Below are 15,909 nucleotides of genomic sequence, written 5' to 3' on the forward strand. Positions count from 1 at the left end.
TTTCTTATGTTAATCTCCCTTCAATGCCTTTAATGGCAAAGAGGTTACATATCCAATATACGAGAATAATTCTTTAAAGAAGAATGGAATTTCTGTGTCTAACGTTTTATATGCTGATGTCGGCGTTGGTGAAGCATACGCTTCAATATTAATATGTTTTGCAATTCTCATTGCGCGTTTCATATGAAGTGGATCACTTACAATCGTGTATGTGCGTATTCCGTTCTCTATTCCAACTTGCTTCGCATTTTTTAAATTTTCTTCGGTGAAAAGGGATTTAGTTTCAATTAAAATATCTTCCTCTTTTACACCTTGTTTCATTGCATATACTCTTGCAGTACGTGCTTCCTCAAGTTCTGCCTCGAACTTTGTACCACCTGTAAAAATAATCTTTTTAATATTTCCGTTCTTATATAAAGAAATCGCATGATTAATTCTTTCTTTAAATACAGGAGATGGTTTTCCGTTCCACGAAGCTGCTCCTAGTACGATACCAGCATCCGTTTTCACGTCATCATTTGCTTTAAAACGATAACTCCAAATATCGTAAGCTGCATAACTTACATATAAAATAGCAGAACAAATCATTAGTAAAAATACTTGAAAGATTCGTCTTTTCTTACTCTTCTTATTTTCTTTCATTTGTAATTGCCTCCGTACATCATCCATACTTCTATAAAAACATTTATATCAAATCGTTTTGTTTGAGTTTATTTAAAAGAAGGAACTTTACTTGTTATTTATGTATAAAAGGGTTTTCATTTAAAATTGAGGATTATCAATTCATTTTCATTTGCGGTTTTCATTACATTTTTTAAATTCCTAAGTTTATTACCATACAACTACATTGTAACGAATTTTTTCTCAGAAGGGAACGATGAAACAAAAGGAATTAAAATAAAGTAGCATTTTGTAAGAAAAAAGGTATATTTTTCATGTCTCACGAACAATATACCTTTCAAAACACGAATTATAACTTTTCTTTATATAACTCTAATTTTTCTAACAATTGTTCTTTTACGCCTGGCCATTCACTCGAGATAATACTGTACACCACCGCATCTCTCACATAACCATTCGGTAATTTTCTTTCATTTCTAAGCACACCTTCTTTTACTGCGCCTAATCTTTCAATTGCTCGTTGTGCTTTTTCATTTCTTGCATCCGTCTTAATTTGCACTCTCAGCATATGCAGTTTTTCAAAAGCATACTGGAGAAGCATATACTTACACTCTGTATTTATACTCGTACGTTGTACACTCGGATGATACCACGTTTGCCCTAACTCAACTGTCTTATCTTCTACTGAAATATTATATAAACGTGTACTTCCTACAATCTTATTCGACTGTTGATCTACGGTTACGAAAGGTATTTGATTACCTCTTCCGTAACCTTTTATCGCTTTTTGAACGTATTGTTGCATATCTTGCACACTATCCATTTTAGAGATTAAATACGCCCAAATATCCCGATTTCCTTCTACAATCGAAAACAAAGTTTCGACATCAGTATTATCCATTAACCGCAACTTTGCTCTTTCGTGAATAATTTCCATTTTTAAGCCCCCTTTGTTGTTACTATATCACAAGAACAAAAAACGTATTATAATAATATAAAAATATAGAGCGAAGAATTCTTTTCAAATATATTCTTCTCGTATAAGGTAGGAAGACTCATCAGTAACCCTCAAAAAAATAATTTTTTGATAATTTCCAATAAATTCTATATAATGATAAACGGGAGGGGATAAAAAATGCTAGATCAAATTACTTGGGGAACGCCAGGCAGCTTATTATGCTTAGGGTTCTTTTTTGCGGGACTAGGAATCTTCTTAAGAAGCGTTACGTCGTATACGAAAAATAAATAAGAATATCCCGCTTTTAAACAAAAGAAGCCCTCTTTTTACAGACGGCTTCTTTTTTATAACTTTATCTTATTAAAACTTTAAAGCAATAAATAAGCAATCGGCGTAATAATAAGTAACGTTAAAATCGTTCTCTGCACATATAAAATAATAAGTTCAGATACTTTTAATGGAATATCTGTTGATAATATACAAGGAATGGAAGCGGAGAAAAACAAAATAGATGATACGGAAACAACTGCAATGACAAACTTTGTCACAATTGGTGCACTTACTACTAATAATGACGGTAAAAACATTTCTGCAATACCAACTGATGCGGCTTTAGCAGCTAATTCTGCTTCCGGTAATTGTAATAGCCATGTAAATGGATAGAAACTATAACTAATCCAATCAAATATTGGCGTGAACTTCGCTAAGACGATACCAATTAATCCTACTGACATAATAGATGGTAAAATTCCCATCGTCATAATAAATCCATCTTTTAAATTCACTGCAATATTTTTCATAATGCTCGGTGCAGACTTTGATACTTCTAACGCATCTTCCCAAGCACGTTCTAACATTTTCTCTTTATAAACAGGCTCTGGGAACCCTTCTTCTGTTACATATGTATCTGGTTTTCTACTGAGGGGCGGGATTCTTACGGTGATAGCAGTCACGATGAATGTTACAACAAGTGTAGTCCAAAAATAAACATTCCATAAATGCATAATATCTAATGTTTTTGCGATGATAATCATAAATGTAGCGGATACTGTAGAAAATCCTGTAGCGATAATCGCCGCTTCTTTTGTCGTATACTTTCCTTCTTTATACACGCGGTTCGTAATAAGAAGGGCAAGCGAATAACTTCCAACGAAGGACGCAACTGCATCAATCGCCGATCTCCCCGGCGTATTCCATAATGGCCTCATAATCGGCCGACAAAATGTACCGATAAATTCAAGCAATCCATATCCGACTAATAACGCTAAAAACGCCGAGCCAATTGGAACGAGCAAACTTACTGATATGACTAGCTTCTCATACAAAAACGGTCCAACATCTGGCGCAAAGAACCAAGCTGGTCCTACTTTTAAACAATATAATATGCCAAAAACAACGCCAACTACTTTTAAAATAGAAAAACAAATGTCTATGATAGATGCATTCCATTTCTTCGTATAAAATGGATAAATCGCACCAATCGCCATAACGAACAATGCATAATAAGGTACTACGCCTGGAACCGAAGCCCTAATCCACGATACGATATGATCAATCATAATAGACGATGCACCGTTTATCGTAACAGGAACGAAAAACATAAACACTCCAACGAGACTAGCAAGTATAAACCGAAGAATAATTCCCTTCTCTCTCCCTGTCTTAATTACATTACTCTTTAATTCAATTTCACTCAAAATTCGACACCTCCTATTATCTAAATATTCTGTATAATAATGTTATATTCCTTCTTTCCATTTCTACTATTTAATCATATGAAAAAGCCTATTTTAAAATAGGCTTTTCTATTACCTCTCATAATCATCCACAATCACTTGAATGATACGATGCGATTCTTCTGCCACCTTCTCATTACTATCCCTATTTGCGTCATATGTAATTAACGCCTTCCAAAGTGCCCATCCTCTTGCTCTATTCCATGTTTCTTCATTCATACGTAACACTTCTTTAAATACGTTTCTGCTATTCTTATCAAAAAAAGTCCACGCCATCGCTGCATCACAAGCAGGATCTCCTACACCTAAAATACCAAAATCAATTACAGCACAAAGTTTTCCCTCTTTAACGAGTAAATTCCCCGGTGCTACATCTCCATGAATCCAAACTGGCTTACGGTCCCATGTTGAACTAAGTGCTACATTCCAAAGGTGCTTTAATAATGCCTCGTCAAAAACATCCTTATTATTTTCAATAGCAACTCTCGCCTCTTCATCATATATAGATATAAGTCCGCCGCAAATTCATTTAAATCCCGAACGTTTTGTTTCGTAACTGTTTCTCCCTCTATCCACTTATTAATAGACCAAGGCAATGGATACGCTTCAGACGGATTTCCTTTCGCAAGTGGGGTAGAAATCGGTAAAGAAAGCCCCTTACTTAATATAGGAAGCCAACTATTTTCTTTCTCTACTTGCGGTGCATATGTCACATCACTTGGCAATCTTACACTCATCTCATCCCCTAAGTGAAACGTCCTATTATCATGCCCACTAAACTTTACAGGTTTCACTTCTAAATGGGCCCATTCGGGAAACTGTTCCTGTATTAACTTTTCAACTAAACTTACGTTAATTGGATGCATTCACATTCTCCTTTTCTTTTGAAACTTACTAAGCCCATCCGTACTTCCAACATATTCAAAATTATTTTTCTTATAAAAATCATTCAACGTACGATTATGCCCCACGCAATCTAACTTCAAATACTCTTTGTCATGTTGTACATTCTCTTCTATCCACTGTAAAATCCATTCTCCAATTCCGTTCCCCTTATACTTCCGTTTCACCGCAAATCTATGAATATATAATGAATTAGAAACTTCCTCTTTACCAAAAATATGTTCATCCCATTCATTTTGTTTAGGAGAAACTGTAACCGTACCAACTATTTCATCTTCTTTCAGAACAACATACGTATATTTCTCTCTTATACATTCTAGTATTTCAGCCGTAGCTTCCTCTCCTAAAAGATACTGCCACTGATCCACTTCTTTATATTGTAGCCATTGTGCTACTTCTTTTAATAGAGTAATAATGCTATCGCTTTCCTCTTCAGTAGCAGTTCGAATTGTATATTCTTTAACTGTATTTCTCTCCATATCGCTGTTCCCCTTTCCTATCGCTATCATACTGATAAACGCGTTCTACCGTCATTTTCGTCGGTAACGTATTCAACATAATAACCTTGATTCCTTGCGTTTTCATACATCAATTCAATCTGTTTTTGATCTTTAGCGTAAATTGTGACGTATGTACAATCCGCAACTAGTAAAACTAATTCACACTTACTCTCTTTAAATTCTTCATATGTTTCAATATCTACTACTTCCTCTCCTTTTGAATACGCTTTTAAATCTGCAAAAATAACATAATATATATTGTCTTTAAATAATATTTTCAAATCTGATCCTTCCACTATACTTGGTCCTTCTGGAAATAATGCCTCATCCAATCCACCACGTGCTATTAAGTATGACTCCTCACTCCCTACCCACCAATCATATGAAGAAATATCAATTGGCTTTAACACTTTCCAAAGTAAATTATCATATTCATTTGGAATATCTACTGTAATTCCTCTTTTCATTTATTTGCTCCTAGCTTATTTATTTTCGTTTTCATTTCATACATTATATACCAAATTAAATTACCATATTTTGTCGATATCTATGTAACTTGTATTTCACCGCGAAAAAAACCGTCCCACTACTTATGAAACGGTTTCTTTATGCTTATTAAGTTTTTCATGCAATTGTTGCACTGCGCTTTAAAATAACTTCTAATATATTCACCACATCAGTCATTCTTAATGCTCACTTCGACTTCACAAAATAATATAAAAACCATACCGCATGATTTTGTTCATCCGCAGCTATTCTCCGTAACAAATCTTTCAGATGTGCATCCGATGTCTCATCTGAAATTTCCAAATAAAAATCTACTGTCTTTTGCTCATCTTGTATAGCGAACTCTAATCCTTGTAAGTAGGTATTCGGACAGTCTTCGGTAATCTGTGGTTTCGGCTGCCTGCCAGTTAAATTCGTATAAATTTGTACAAAGTGATGAAAATGTTTTATTTCATCATTACGAATTTCAAGAATTTGTTTTTTCTCTGCTTGACTTGGAGCCATATTCGCTAATTTTGCATAGCAGCTTATGGCGCTATACTCTCCATTTATAGCTTTTTCAATATCACTTATCAACTTATCATTTTGCCTATACCAATCATAATAATTTGAATTATACATCGTATCCCCCCATACTTTCGCTTAACATTTTATGCATTTAGAAATAGTAGGAGCCTGTGTATTTAACGGGACGGCTTTAGATTGAAAGAAAAGTTTGAGAAAAGGGTCTATTTTGGAAAGGAATTGCTTATGCATAAAATAATACTATTGTATACTGTTGCTATAAACTCTCGCGGGAGTTAGGAAAATAAATTCGCGAATCAACGATTGGTTCAACATGATGCGGTGCGAAGCTATTACGAGTTAAGTGACATAATTAGGAGGTTCCACTATGCCATCTTTATTTAAAACTATGGAGTTCCAGCTAAAAACCGAACGACTTGACCTGAGTATGTGGGAGGAATCCGACTCAGTTTGGATGAGGAAATTAATTGGCGAACGTGGTGTGGACATGCCGACCCTCGACTCCGTTCGTAACCGGCTTATTGAGATGCGTAAGAAAGCAGATGAAAATGGCATTTCCCTTCTCACTATTCGAAGAAGAGACGAAGGCGATTTCATCGGATACTGCGGCTTGATTATCGGTCGTTCCACACTTGAAGAGCCAGAGATTGCATACGAGTTGTTCCGCAGCGCTCATGGTAAAGGTTATGCGACTGAGGCGGCATCTGTTGTACTGGACGCGGCGATTGCTACTGGACGCCAAAGACTTTGGTCGACTGTAGGCGCTTGGAATATCGCTTCCCTCCGGGTACTAGAAAAGATAGGATTTAAGCGTCATCACAGTACGTGGGATGACGAACGTGGTGAGATTGTCTGGAATGTACGTGACCTTTAGAGATCCCGACTTAATTCTAAACATAACACTTTTCAACAATTAGGTGTTTACATTGAGGAAAAGCCAGAAAAATTAACAAACTTTATTATCAGCAAATATTCATTCTTCAGCTTATAGATTTCATCAAAAAAAGCCGTTTCACTAATTAGTGAAACGGCTTTTTTTTAAGCGTTCAATTCTGTTTTATGCCCTTTTACTACACTACGTTTGAATGCAGTTGCTAATATAGTAACCATACTTACTATACCAATCCAAACGAGTACAGTAACAGGAGTATTCCAACTTAACCCTTTTCCGAAGAAGAAGATTTCTCTTAGGCCTTCAATCATAAATTTCATTGGTAACCATGAGTAAACCCAGTCTTGATAAAACGGAGACAACATCTCAGGTGCTAATGATAGTAACGGCGCCCCGAAGAATAGTAATAAAGCGAATAAACCGATTCCTTTTAGCCCAACCAATGAAAGTACCGCAGATATCATTAAGAAGAAACTAAAAGAAGTAATGGATAAGAATAGAGCTGTATCCGTGAAGTTCGAAATATTTAACCCTACCATCCCATCCGCAATCCATGTAAGACCAAATCCAATTACAAGTGTCGCAATAGCTCCTGTTACGATTTGGTTTACTTTTAACAGAAAGTTTTCTTTTCTTGAGCTTACTGGCATTTTACTAATCGCAATAAAAATAATCGCTGCACTAGCTAAACTTGCAATCCATAACGGCTGGAACAATGATATTGGTGAGTTACCGTTCGCACTATTTTTGCCGACCTCATTCATATTTTTCACGTTCTTTACAATAGGTGTTACTAATTTCGCAGCTTGATCTGTTGTTACAGTAGCTCCTTTTGCTTTCAATCCTTCTAATAGTTGTGTACGAACAGTATTGTTCATATTATCAACAATCGCCTGTAATATTTGTCCTGCCATAGTTGATGCAGCCGTATTCATTCCTTGATTAATATATATTTCTATCTCAGGTGAAGATGGCTGTGGTGTTCGTAACGACGCTTGTTTTGCGCTAAATTCTTTCGGGATGACTAATGCCGCGTAATACTCTTTATTGTTTAATCCCTTTTGAACGGCTTCTTTATTTTTTACTTCTACCCACTTCACTGCGGGTTCTTCCTCTGATTTCGCTGTTTTTTTCATGTTATCAACGATCGTTTGCCCCATATTCATTTTCGGTTGATTTGGAATTTCTACACCTTGATCCTCATTTACAATTGCAATTGGCAAGTTTTTCGGCTTTGGTTGAACAGTTGGAAATAACGTTAATGAAAAAATAAAAACAACAAGTAGTGCAATAACTGGTGATAACAATAAAAGTTTATTTTTAAACATTTTCTTTTCTCCTCCCTTAATTCGATCTATAATAACCAACAACGTGTTGTTTATTTATATTTTGAATTATATGTTCGAGTTGAACCTTATACAATAATCAAAAATCGTGAATGTGTTGGTTATAAGACACATTTTCTAAATGTGTTGAGTAAAATTAAGGAGGGATATGCTTTGCGCGATAATAATTTAGATTTGCGTGTTGTTCGTACAAAAGCTGCCATACGAAATGCATTGGTGGAGCTAATTGAAGAAAAAGGTTTTGACGCCATTACAGTGAAAGATATTACAACGAAAGCAAACATTAATCGCGGTACTTTCTATGCGCACTATCAAGATAAATTTGATTTAATGACAAAATGCCAAGAAGACATTATGTACGAGTTTTCTAACATTGCTAAACAGAAATTCCCAGAAGTTATTGCTGACCTTGGATCAAATCCTTCTCCAACAATGCCATTTATACTTATCACTTCTATTCTTGCATTTCTAAATGAAAATAGTGATTTTATGAGAGCTGTACTAAGTCCGAAAGGAGATTTATCTTTCCAAACAAAACTGAAAGACTTTATGTGGAAAACATTATTTGAAGATACGAATGGTCCTCTCATTAATAAGGAGAATTTACTTGTTCCAAGCGAATACTTAACTTCTTATATGGCATCTGCGCATATAGGTGTCATCCAACAATGGTTAAATAATGGACAAAAAGAAACACCTGAGGAGATTGCTCGCTTTTTATCAACAATCGCAGTTCATGGACCTTTTTATGCGGCTGGCTTAAAGAAATAAGTCAGCTATATAATAAAAGAACATCCACTATAATAGCGGATGTTCTTTTATTTCATTACAACACTTCAATATACCCTTCTGTTCCATGTACCCGAATTCGTTGTCCGTCTTTTATTAATTTCGTAGCATTCTCTACTCCAACGACTGCTGGTAATCCATATTCACGTGCGATAACTGCTCCGTGCGTCATAAGTCCGCCAACTTCAGTGACTAACCCTTTTATAGACACAAACAATGGTGTCCAGCCCGGATCAGTAAAAGCTGTAACTAATATATCGCCCTCTTCTAAATTCGCTTCTTCCATGTTTAAAATAACGCGAGCTCTCCCCTCAATCACTCCTGAAGAAACAGGCAAACCTACAATCGCATCATCTGGGAGGTTTTCTCGTTTATATTTACCTGTAATGATTTCTCCATCGGACGTCATTATACGAGGAGGCGTTAGTTTTTCGTATAATTTATAATCATTTTTTTGTTTATGAATAAGCTCATAATTTAGTTTATTCGTGCGAACAACTTCGTGAAGCTCTTCAAAAGTTAAATAGTATATATCATCAACTTCATGAATGACACCGCTCTGCACAAGTTGCTCAGCTTCTTTCAGTAACGCTTGCTTATATATGAAATAACGATTAATCATACCGTATTTTGGATATTCACGATAACCGATAAAATTACGGATATTACGAATCATTCGCTTCGTTTCTTCTACTTTTTGTTTTCCATCTGGTAAGTGCTGTAATCGATCTACTAACTCTTCTTCTTTTTTCAAAGCTTCTTGCAGTCCTTCTTCAAATTTCCGCTTACTCGCACCATATTCAAAATCTCTTATATTATTTAAAATCATCGGGATAATTGTAGTTGGCTTTTCACTCCAGCGCGTTTTCGTAATATCTATTTCTCCGCTACATCTCATTCCGTATTTATTTAGAAAAGTTAGAATAGCATCTCGAGCTTCTTCTCCACCTTTAAACTGAACTAGTTCATTTAAAAAGCTATCATCTTCTACATGTTGTAAATAAGTAATAACTTCTTTGTACGGCCGAATCACATCAGCGACATCCATTAATGCTAAACCCATTTCAGATGTAATATTATTTTGTACGGATTGAGAAAGCGTGTCTGCTGCATTTTTTTCACCTAACCATTGCTCCATCTTTTCATTTATCCATGTTGAAGCATTCATACCAGCCATAATGACAGCGATACTTTGCGGGTTAAACAATACTTTCTTTAATTGCTGAATATCTTCCAAAATAAAATCAAGTACGTCCACTCCTGATTTCAGTTGCATATTTTGTTTTAACTCTTCAAGTGATGCTTGACTATTCTGTATTAAATTTGTAACGATTGCCGGATCATTTTCAATTTCCGGTTGAGAATTTGCAGGTGGCACACTTTTACCAACACTCTTCCCTTTTTCATCATCTGGTAATAATTTAATAAAATTATCTCGCTTAACTATAGTCGTTAATGCATCTCTTACGAGTGGATCCGATTTTCCTAAAGTGTTTATTAAGTAATCTCTGCTAGCAGGTAAAGCTAATTGTTGCGTAGCATCGACAAATAACCTACCTCCCGCTTTACGCATAGGGGCACTAGTCGTTAACAGGAAAAAAGATAAACCTAATGGTTTCATCGCATCGGTCATCATTTGTTGATGGCCAACGGATATATACACATGATTTCCCTCATCATTTTCTTCAGGAATTGGATATAAAGTCGTAATGGGGCGACTTTGGACAATATAAAATGTATCATGGGCTAAGCACCATTCAATATCTTGCGGACAACCAAAATAAGCTTCGATTTGTCTTCCGATGCGTGCTAGTTGTAAAATCTGTTGTTCAGTAAGTGTTTGAACTTTTTGCTTATTAGGAGCAATTTTCTTTCTCTCTGTTCCGCCTTCTTTTCGTCCATAGATGGCTAATTTTTTCGTTGCGATGATCTTTTCGACGATTCCCTCTTCTTTTACCTTATAATTATCGGCAGAAACCAATCCAGATACTAGCGCCTCACCAAGTCCAAAGCTGGCATCGATTGACAACACCTTCCTATTTGAAGTAATCGGATCCGCAGTAAATAAAATCCCTGAAGCCTCAGGGAAAACCATTTTTTGAACGACAACACATATAGAAACTTGATTATGATCAAAACCGTTTTGCATTCGGTATATAACCGCTCGATCTGTAAATAAAGAAGCCCAGCATTTTTTAATATGCTGCAAAATGTTTTCTTTTCCAATAATATTTAAATACGTATCTTGTTGACCAGCAAACGAGGCATACGGTAAATCTTCAGCCGTAGCACTAGAACGCACTGCATACGCATGTTCATTTCCAAAACGCGAGAGATAATGAGCTACTGATTCCACTACATCAGAAGGGATTTGTACTGCCATAATCACTTCTCTAATCTTCTTACTCATTTCACCAATTTGAGCACGCTCTTCCATTTTCAACTTTGTTAGCTGCTGCAACAAAGTTTGAAGCTCTTCATTTTGCTCGATAGCCTTTTCATATCCTACCGTTGTAACACAAAAACCTTCGGGTACTTGTATACCTTGAATGTTTGTTAACTCCCCTAAATTCAAACCTTTTCCACCGACGAGCGAAAGCTGCGTGTTTTCTATTTCCTGAAAATTGAGAACGAAAGAACTCATATAACATCTCTCCTTACTATGCATGTGTTCTTGATTGTAGCAGTAGTCAATACGAATAAACAGTCTATTTCGAACTTGATTTACATGATATAATTAAGTTAGGAAGAGATAACTATTTTTATTTCTCCCCCTCTAATCCACTTCAATTACATCTCCAAACTTAAACATTCTTTGATTATGAAAAGCATCCTACAAGTAATCGTCTTATTTACTGGATTTATACCAGCTACTGTTATGTAATTTTTATATAGATAGCTATTTTTATAATATGTAAGTAAAACCTCTTCTTCACCTAAATATGAAGTTAACAGCTTATTTTCAATCCTTTCTTTTGCATCTTGCGTTAAGATTGGGCGTGAGATCTTTGTTTGCTCCTGTATCATTTCTTTAATACAGACGAACTGCTCTGGCATACTAGCAAACGGTTAAATATACTACAGTATTTTTCCTATCATTTGGTTAGCTGTTATTGAAGTATATACGTTCGTATTTTAATGATGATATGTAATGATTGGTTGAATGTTTCTTACACTAATAAAAAAGCCAATTCCCTTAGCGTACAGGGAATCGGCCTTTTCTATGTTAAAAATTGCTTAGCGTACGAAATTCACGTTTTGTTGATGCTTTCCCTCCAAGTAAAAATGGACAGTTTTGTTTGGAGGCGTTATATAATTCTTAAATTGATGGACATATAAATTTAAACTAAATTATATACTCGACACTCTTCACTAAATAAATTTGTATCATATGTATGTTCTATATAAATTTGATGCCATACCATAAAGGTTAGTACTGTCCAAATTTTACGACTATGATCACCTTTATCTGTGCGATGTGCCTCCAGTAAGTTTAATACATATTTTTTATCAATTAAATGTTCGGTTTTACTCTCTTTAATAATATTCAGAGCCCAGTCATACATTTCATCTTTTAACCAATGACGGATTGGCACTGGAAAACCGAGTTTCTTACGATCTAGTACATGATCTGGAACGATACCACGTACGGCTTCACGTAAAATAGCCTTTGTAGTTCTATTGGCAATTTTTAATTCGGTTGGGATTTTAGAAGCTACATCAAAGACTTCTTTATCTAGAAATGGAACACGTAATTCTAGTGAGTGAGCTGTAGACATTTTATCTGCTTTTAATAAAATATCTCCACGTAACCATGTGTACATATCAATGTATTGCATTTTACTTACATCATCATAATCCTTAATTTCATTATACAGTGGTTTGGTTACATCCTTATAGTTAACACTTTCATTGTAAGACTTTATTAACTTAATTTTCTCTTCTTCACGGAAGATCTTTGCATTACCATAATAACGTTCTTCAATTGGTGTACATCCACGCTCTAGAAAGCTTTTCCCTTTAAACCCTTCTTTAAGTACTCCACTTAAAGCTTTTAAAACCGTTCTCCCAGAAGTGGGAATGTATGAGAACATTTTTAAAGAGTTTGGCTCACGATAAATATTATATCCGCCAAATAGCTCGTCTGAACCTTCACCAGACAGAACAACTGTTACATGTTTACGTGCTTCTTTTGCAACAAAGTACAATGGTACTGCTGCTGGATCTGCTAATGGATCATCCATGTGCCACATGATTTTTGGGAATTCATTCATAAATTCTTGTGGTGTTACCAACACACTATAGTTTTTTACTCCTAATTTCTCAGCAGTTTCTTTCGCTACATCTATTTCACTAAATCCACGGTGCTCAAAACCAACAGAGAATGTTAGGAGATTTGGATTTATTTCTTTTGCAATAGAAGCAATAATAGATGAGTCAATCCCACCAGATAAGAATGCACCTACTGGAACATCGCTGCGCATATGTACTTTTACTGAGTCATATAATACATCACGAATTGCTCGAATGTGTTCCTCTTTTTTGTTATCTGAAGCATTGAAATATGGTTTCCAGTAGCGATAAACCTCTATCTCTTTTCCAATTTCTTTTATGAAATAATGACCAGGTTCAATTTTATTAATATCATTTGTTAATGTTTCTGGTTCTGGTCCGTATTGGTATGTAAAATAATGTTGGAGAGCAGTTGGATTTACACCCTTATCTTGCATTACATGTAGGATACTTTTCTTTTCAGATGCGAAGAAAGTTATATCGTTCTGTTGTGCAATGTAAAGTGGTTTAATTCCAAAATGATCGCGAGCACCAAATAATTTTTTCTCTTGACGGTCCCAAATTACAAAAGTATACATTCCACGAAGATAATTTACACATTCTTCTTTTACTTGGGCATATAATGCAACAATAACTTCCGTATCTGACTGAGTTGAAAAACATGCTCCCTGTTTAATTAACATTTCACGTAATTCTATATAATTATAAATTTCACCATTGAACATAAGTATATAGCGTTCATTATCATATGCTAGCGGTTGATGTCCCGCATCCAAATCAATAATACTTAACCGTCTAAACCCAAATTGAACATGCTCGTCACGAAAATATCCTTGGTCATCCGGACCACGGTGGTATAACAGATTCGTCATATTTTCAAATTTTATTTTTTCTGTTTCTGAATATCTTTTTGCAGTATTATACAAGCACCCTACATAGCCACACATTTTTTTACCTACTTTCAAATTATCTACTCTCTAAAATTTTTATAGTGTAATCCACTTTCAATAAAAGTCAAAAAAATACGCTCGTCAATTAAAGCTTCACAAATAAGTTCTAAGAAATTTAGATAAAAAAGACATTTTTTTGATGATCTAAACTAATTGAAACTTTAATTAAATTATATATCTATAACAAGATAGAGCAATGTTACTTTTTCTATTATAATGATAGATATGTTCTATCTCCCCTCTAATAGTTATTCGAAATTCAATCACTATTTAATTAATTTTCTAATCTGTTCTTTACTTTGTTCAGAAATAGGAAATCCTAATTTTATAATTTCATTTGTAAGCAATTCAATAAAATTTCTAGTGCCAAACCCAATAAATTTATCTCTACGTAAAATAAGGTTAACTTTCCTACTAATTGTAGGATTTACTATAGGAATTGCTAATACATCATTATCTACAGTAATATCAAGTAAAGTTTTAGAGACAATTGTCACTCCAAATCCATTTCTAACAAGATCAAATAACGATTCGATACTAGAGGTCTCAATAATTGGAGACAAGTTTATTTTTTGTGGTAAACATGTATAATTCAATAACTTTCTACATTCATGACTGTCTGGGAACAAGATTAATGGTAATTTATTCAATCCTGAGAATTGTATTTCTTGTTCATTAACTAGTGAGTGGTTATTTGATACCACTAAAAATAACTCTTCTGTGTATAATGGTATTTTTACAATTTTTTCATCTTCGAATACGTACTCGGAAGAATCAATTGTAACAGCAAAATTAACCTGATTCTGGTTTATTAATTCTAGTATTTCATCTGAACTTATAATTTTTACTGTTACCTCCGGATAATTTTTATGAAAATCTAATAATAAAGTGGAGACTAAGTCTGTTAGTTCGCCAGGCAAAGTAGCAATTGCAATGTTACCTCCTTTTATCTCCTTTAATTCACTGATTTGTTCTTTTACATTATCTAATGCATTAAAAATATTTTTACATTCGTTGGCTAAAATAGAACCAACGTCAGTGATGGCTATTTTCTTTCCCATGCGGTCAAATAACGGCATACCTATTTCGTCTTCAAGAGCTTTAATTTGATGGCTTAATGTAGGTTGCGTAATACCTAGCTTATCTGCTGCTTTTGTAAAATGAAGTTCTTTATAAAGTGTCATGAAATACTCTAACTGTCTTAATTCCATATAAAAATAATCTCCTTTTTAAAAAAATAATTATATTTTTTTGCATATCTTTATTCATATTATAAGAAATCCTTAATTTTTCAGCCTTATAAACGCTCCATACTCTCCCTTTACTGTATTATTGCCTAAATGTTCTATTCCTTCATTTATAAAAAAACGTAATTTTCTCTAATTAAATTTACTAGAGAAAATTACGCTTTTGTTATTTGAGATTCGATAATAATTTTGCTTAGTGGGTATATTTAATTTCCTATAGCCTTTCCCTTACAAAAATTTTGTTGGCTATATATGATTTATTTCACCTTTCAGCTTAAAGATTTCTATCTATTTAACAATGAGTACCCTTATTTTTCAATTTCTAAAGGGATGTTGTGACTATAAGTTTGACTAGAGCTTCTAATTTGAAATCCTTCAAAGAAATCAATAGTTAAATTATCATCAAGAAAAGCTAAAGAGGCTTTGTTTATATAAAATGATTTCCAGTTTGTTTGAATTTCTTCGAAACCTACATCTGATTTAATTAATTGTATTCTTACAACCCCATCCAATGGACGCCCGCAGCCTCCCATTTCATATTGTAGAAATCGAAAATGGTTAGGATATTTAGTCTCTAAACTTTCGAAATGTTTAATAGCCGCTTCTGTAACAGTGATATTAATTTGCATATTATTTTCCCGC

The 15,909-nt window shown here is 34.4% G+C and carries 13 protein-coding genes and 2 pseudogenes; 2 read left to right on the top strand and 13 right to left on the bottom strand.

Translation table 11 applies throughout. From position 1 onward, the window contains the following. Positions 1–9: 9 nt before the first annotated feature. From BHV55_RS15325 to BHV55_RS15355, 7 genes and pseudogenes are all read right to left on the bottom strand, one after another. Complete coding sequence (locus BHV55_RS15325; RefSeq protein ID WP_000662216.1) at positions 10–642, bottom strand: YdcF family protein; 633 nt, start codon at positions 640–642, stop codon at positions 10–12. Between the two features lie 328 nt (positions 643–970). After that, a complete protein-coding gene (locus tag BHV55_RS15330) occupies positions 971–1,558 on the bottom strand; it encodes a GNAT family N-acetyltransferase (RefSeq protein ID WP_000402584.1) in 588 nt (195 codons plus the stop codon). A 389-nt stretch (positions 1,559–1,947) separates the two neighbouring features. After that, positions 1,948–3,276, bottom strand: a complete 1,329-nt coding sequence (locus BHV55_RS15335; protein ID WP_048568575.1) for a YjiH family protein — start codon at positions 3,274–3,276, stop codon at positions 1,948–1,950. A gap of 111 nt (positions 3,277–3,387) precedes the next feature. Beyond that, positions 3,388–4,181: pseudogene (locus tag BHV55_RS15340) on the bottom strand (aminoglycoside phosphotransferase family protein). Then, the gene (locus BHV55_RS15345) at positions 4,182–4,697 is read right to left on the bottom strand and encodes a GNAT family N-acetyltransferase (protein ID WP_000440851.1); all 516 of its coding nucleotides are present in this window, start codon (positions 4,695–4,697) and stop codon (positions 4,182–4,184) included. A 26-nt stretch (positions 4,698–4,723) separates the two neighbouring features. Then, on the bottom strand, positions 4,724–5,185 hold the full coding sequence (locus BHV55_RS15350; protein ID WP_048568573.1) for a DUF2691 family protein: 462 nt from the start codon (positions 5,183–5,185) through the stop codon (positions 4,724–4,726). 226 nt (positions 5,186–5,411) lie between these two features. Continuing rightward, positions 5,412–5,846: a ferritin-like domain-containing protein gene (locus BHV55_RS15355; RefSeq protein WP_000282836.1), complete on the bottom strand. Its 435-nt coding sequence runs from the start codon at positions 5,844–5,846 to the stop codon at positions 5,412–5,414. A gap of 271 nt (positions 5,847–6,117) precedes the next feature. On the opposite strand from BHV55_RS15355, the gene BHV55_RS15360 reads away from it, so the two are divergent. Beyond that, the gene (locus BHV55_RS15360; protein ID WP_001139531.1) at positions 6,118–6,624 is read left to right on the top strand and encodes a GNAT family N-acetyltransferase; all 507 of its coding nucleotides are present in this window, start codon (positions 6,118–6,120) and stop codon (positions 6,622–6,624) included. Between the two features lie 164 nt (positions 6,625–6,788). Here BHV55_RS15360 and BHV55_RS15365 read toward each other — a convergent pair whose 3' ends face one another. After that, positions 6,789–7,970 (bottom strand): YhgE/Pip domain-containing protein, encoded by a 1,182-nt coding sequence (locus tag BHV55_RS15365; RefSeq protein ID WP_065703768.1) that lies wholly within the window; start codon positions 7,968–7,970, stop codon positions 6,789–6,791. 171 nt (positions 7,971–8,141) lie between these two features. On the opposite strand from BHV55_RS15365, the gene BHV55_RS15370 reads away from it, so the two are divergent. Further along, positions 8,142–8,759 (top strand): TetR/AcrR family transcriptional regulator, encoded by a 618-nt coding sequence (locus BHV55_RS15370; protein WP_048568571.1) that lies wholly within the window; start codon positions 8,142–8,144, stop codon positions 8,757–8,759. 55 nt (positions 8,760–8,814) lie between these two features. Here the strand turns inward: BHV55_RS15370 and ppsA are convergent, their stop codons facing one another. The 5 genes and pseudogenes from ppsA to BHV55_RS15395 all read right to left on the bottom strand — a co-directional run bounded on the left by ppsA (position 8,815) and on the right by BHV55_RS15395 (position 15,896). Next, positions 8,815–11,421: a phosphoenolpyruvate synthase gene (gene ppsA / locus BHV55_RS15375; RefSeq protein WP_065703766.1), complete on the bottom strand. Its 2,607-nt coding sequence runs from the start codon at positions 11,419–11,421 to the stop codon at positions 8,815–8,817. A 132-nt stretch (positions 11,422–11,553) separates the two neighbouring features. Beyond that, a pseudogene (locus BHV55_RS15380) lies at positions 11,554–11,834 on the bottom strand (YolD-like family protein). Positions 11,835–12,118: 284 nt separating this feature from the next. Further along, a complete protein-coding gene (asnB, locus tag BHV55_RS15385; protein WP_048568606.1) occupies positions 12,119–14,017 on the bottom strand; it encodes an asparagine synthase (glutamine-hydrolyzing) in 1,899 nt (632 codons plus the stop codon). A 269-nt stretch (positions 14,018–14,286) separates the two neighbouring features. Beyond that, complete coding sequence (locus BHV55_RS15390; protein WP_000423360.1) at positions 14,287–15,231, bottom strand: LysR family transcriptional regulator; 945 nt, start codon at positions 15,229–15,231, stop codon at positions 14,287–14,289. A 344-nt stretch (positions 15,232–15,575) separates the two neighbouring features. Continuing rightward, complete coding sequence (locus BHV55_RS15395) at positions 15,576–15,896, bottom strand: iron-sulfur cluster biosynthesis family protein (RefSeq protein ID WP_001166648.1); 321 nt, start codon at positions 15,894–15,896, stop codon at positions 15,576–15,578. Positions 15,897–15,909: the final 13 nt, after the last annotated feature.

Source organism: Bacillus sp. RZ2MS9, from assembly GCF_001816185.2.
GTDB lineage: Bacteria > Bacillota > Bacilli > Bacillales > Bacillaceae_G > Bacillus_A > Bacillus_A cereus.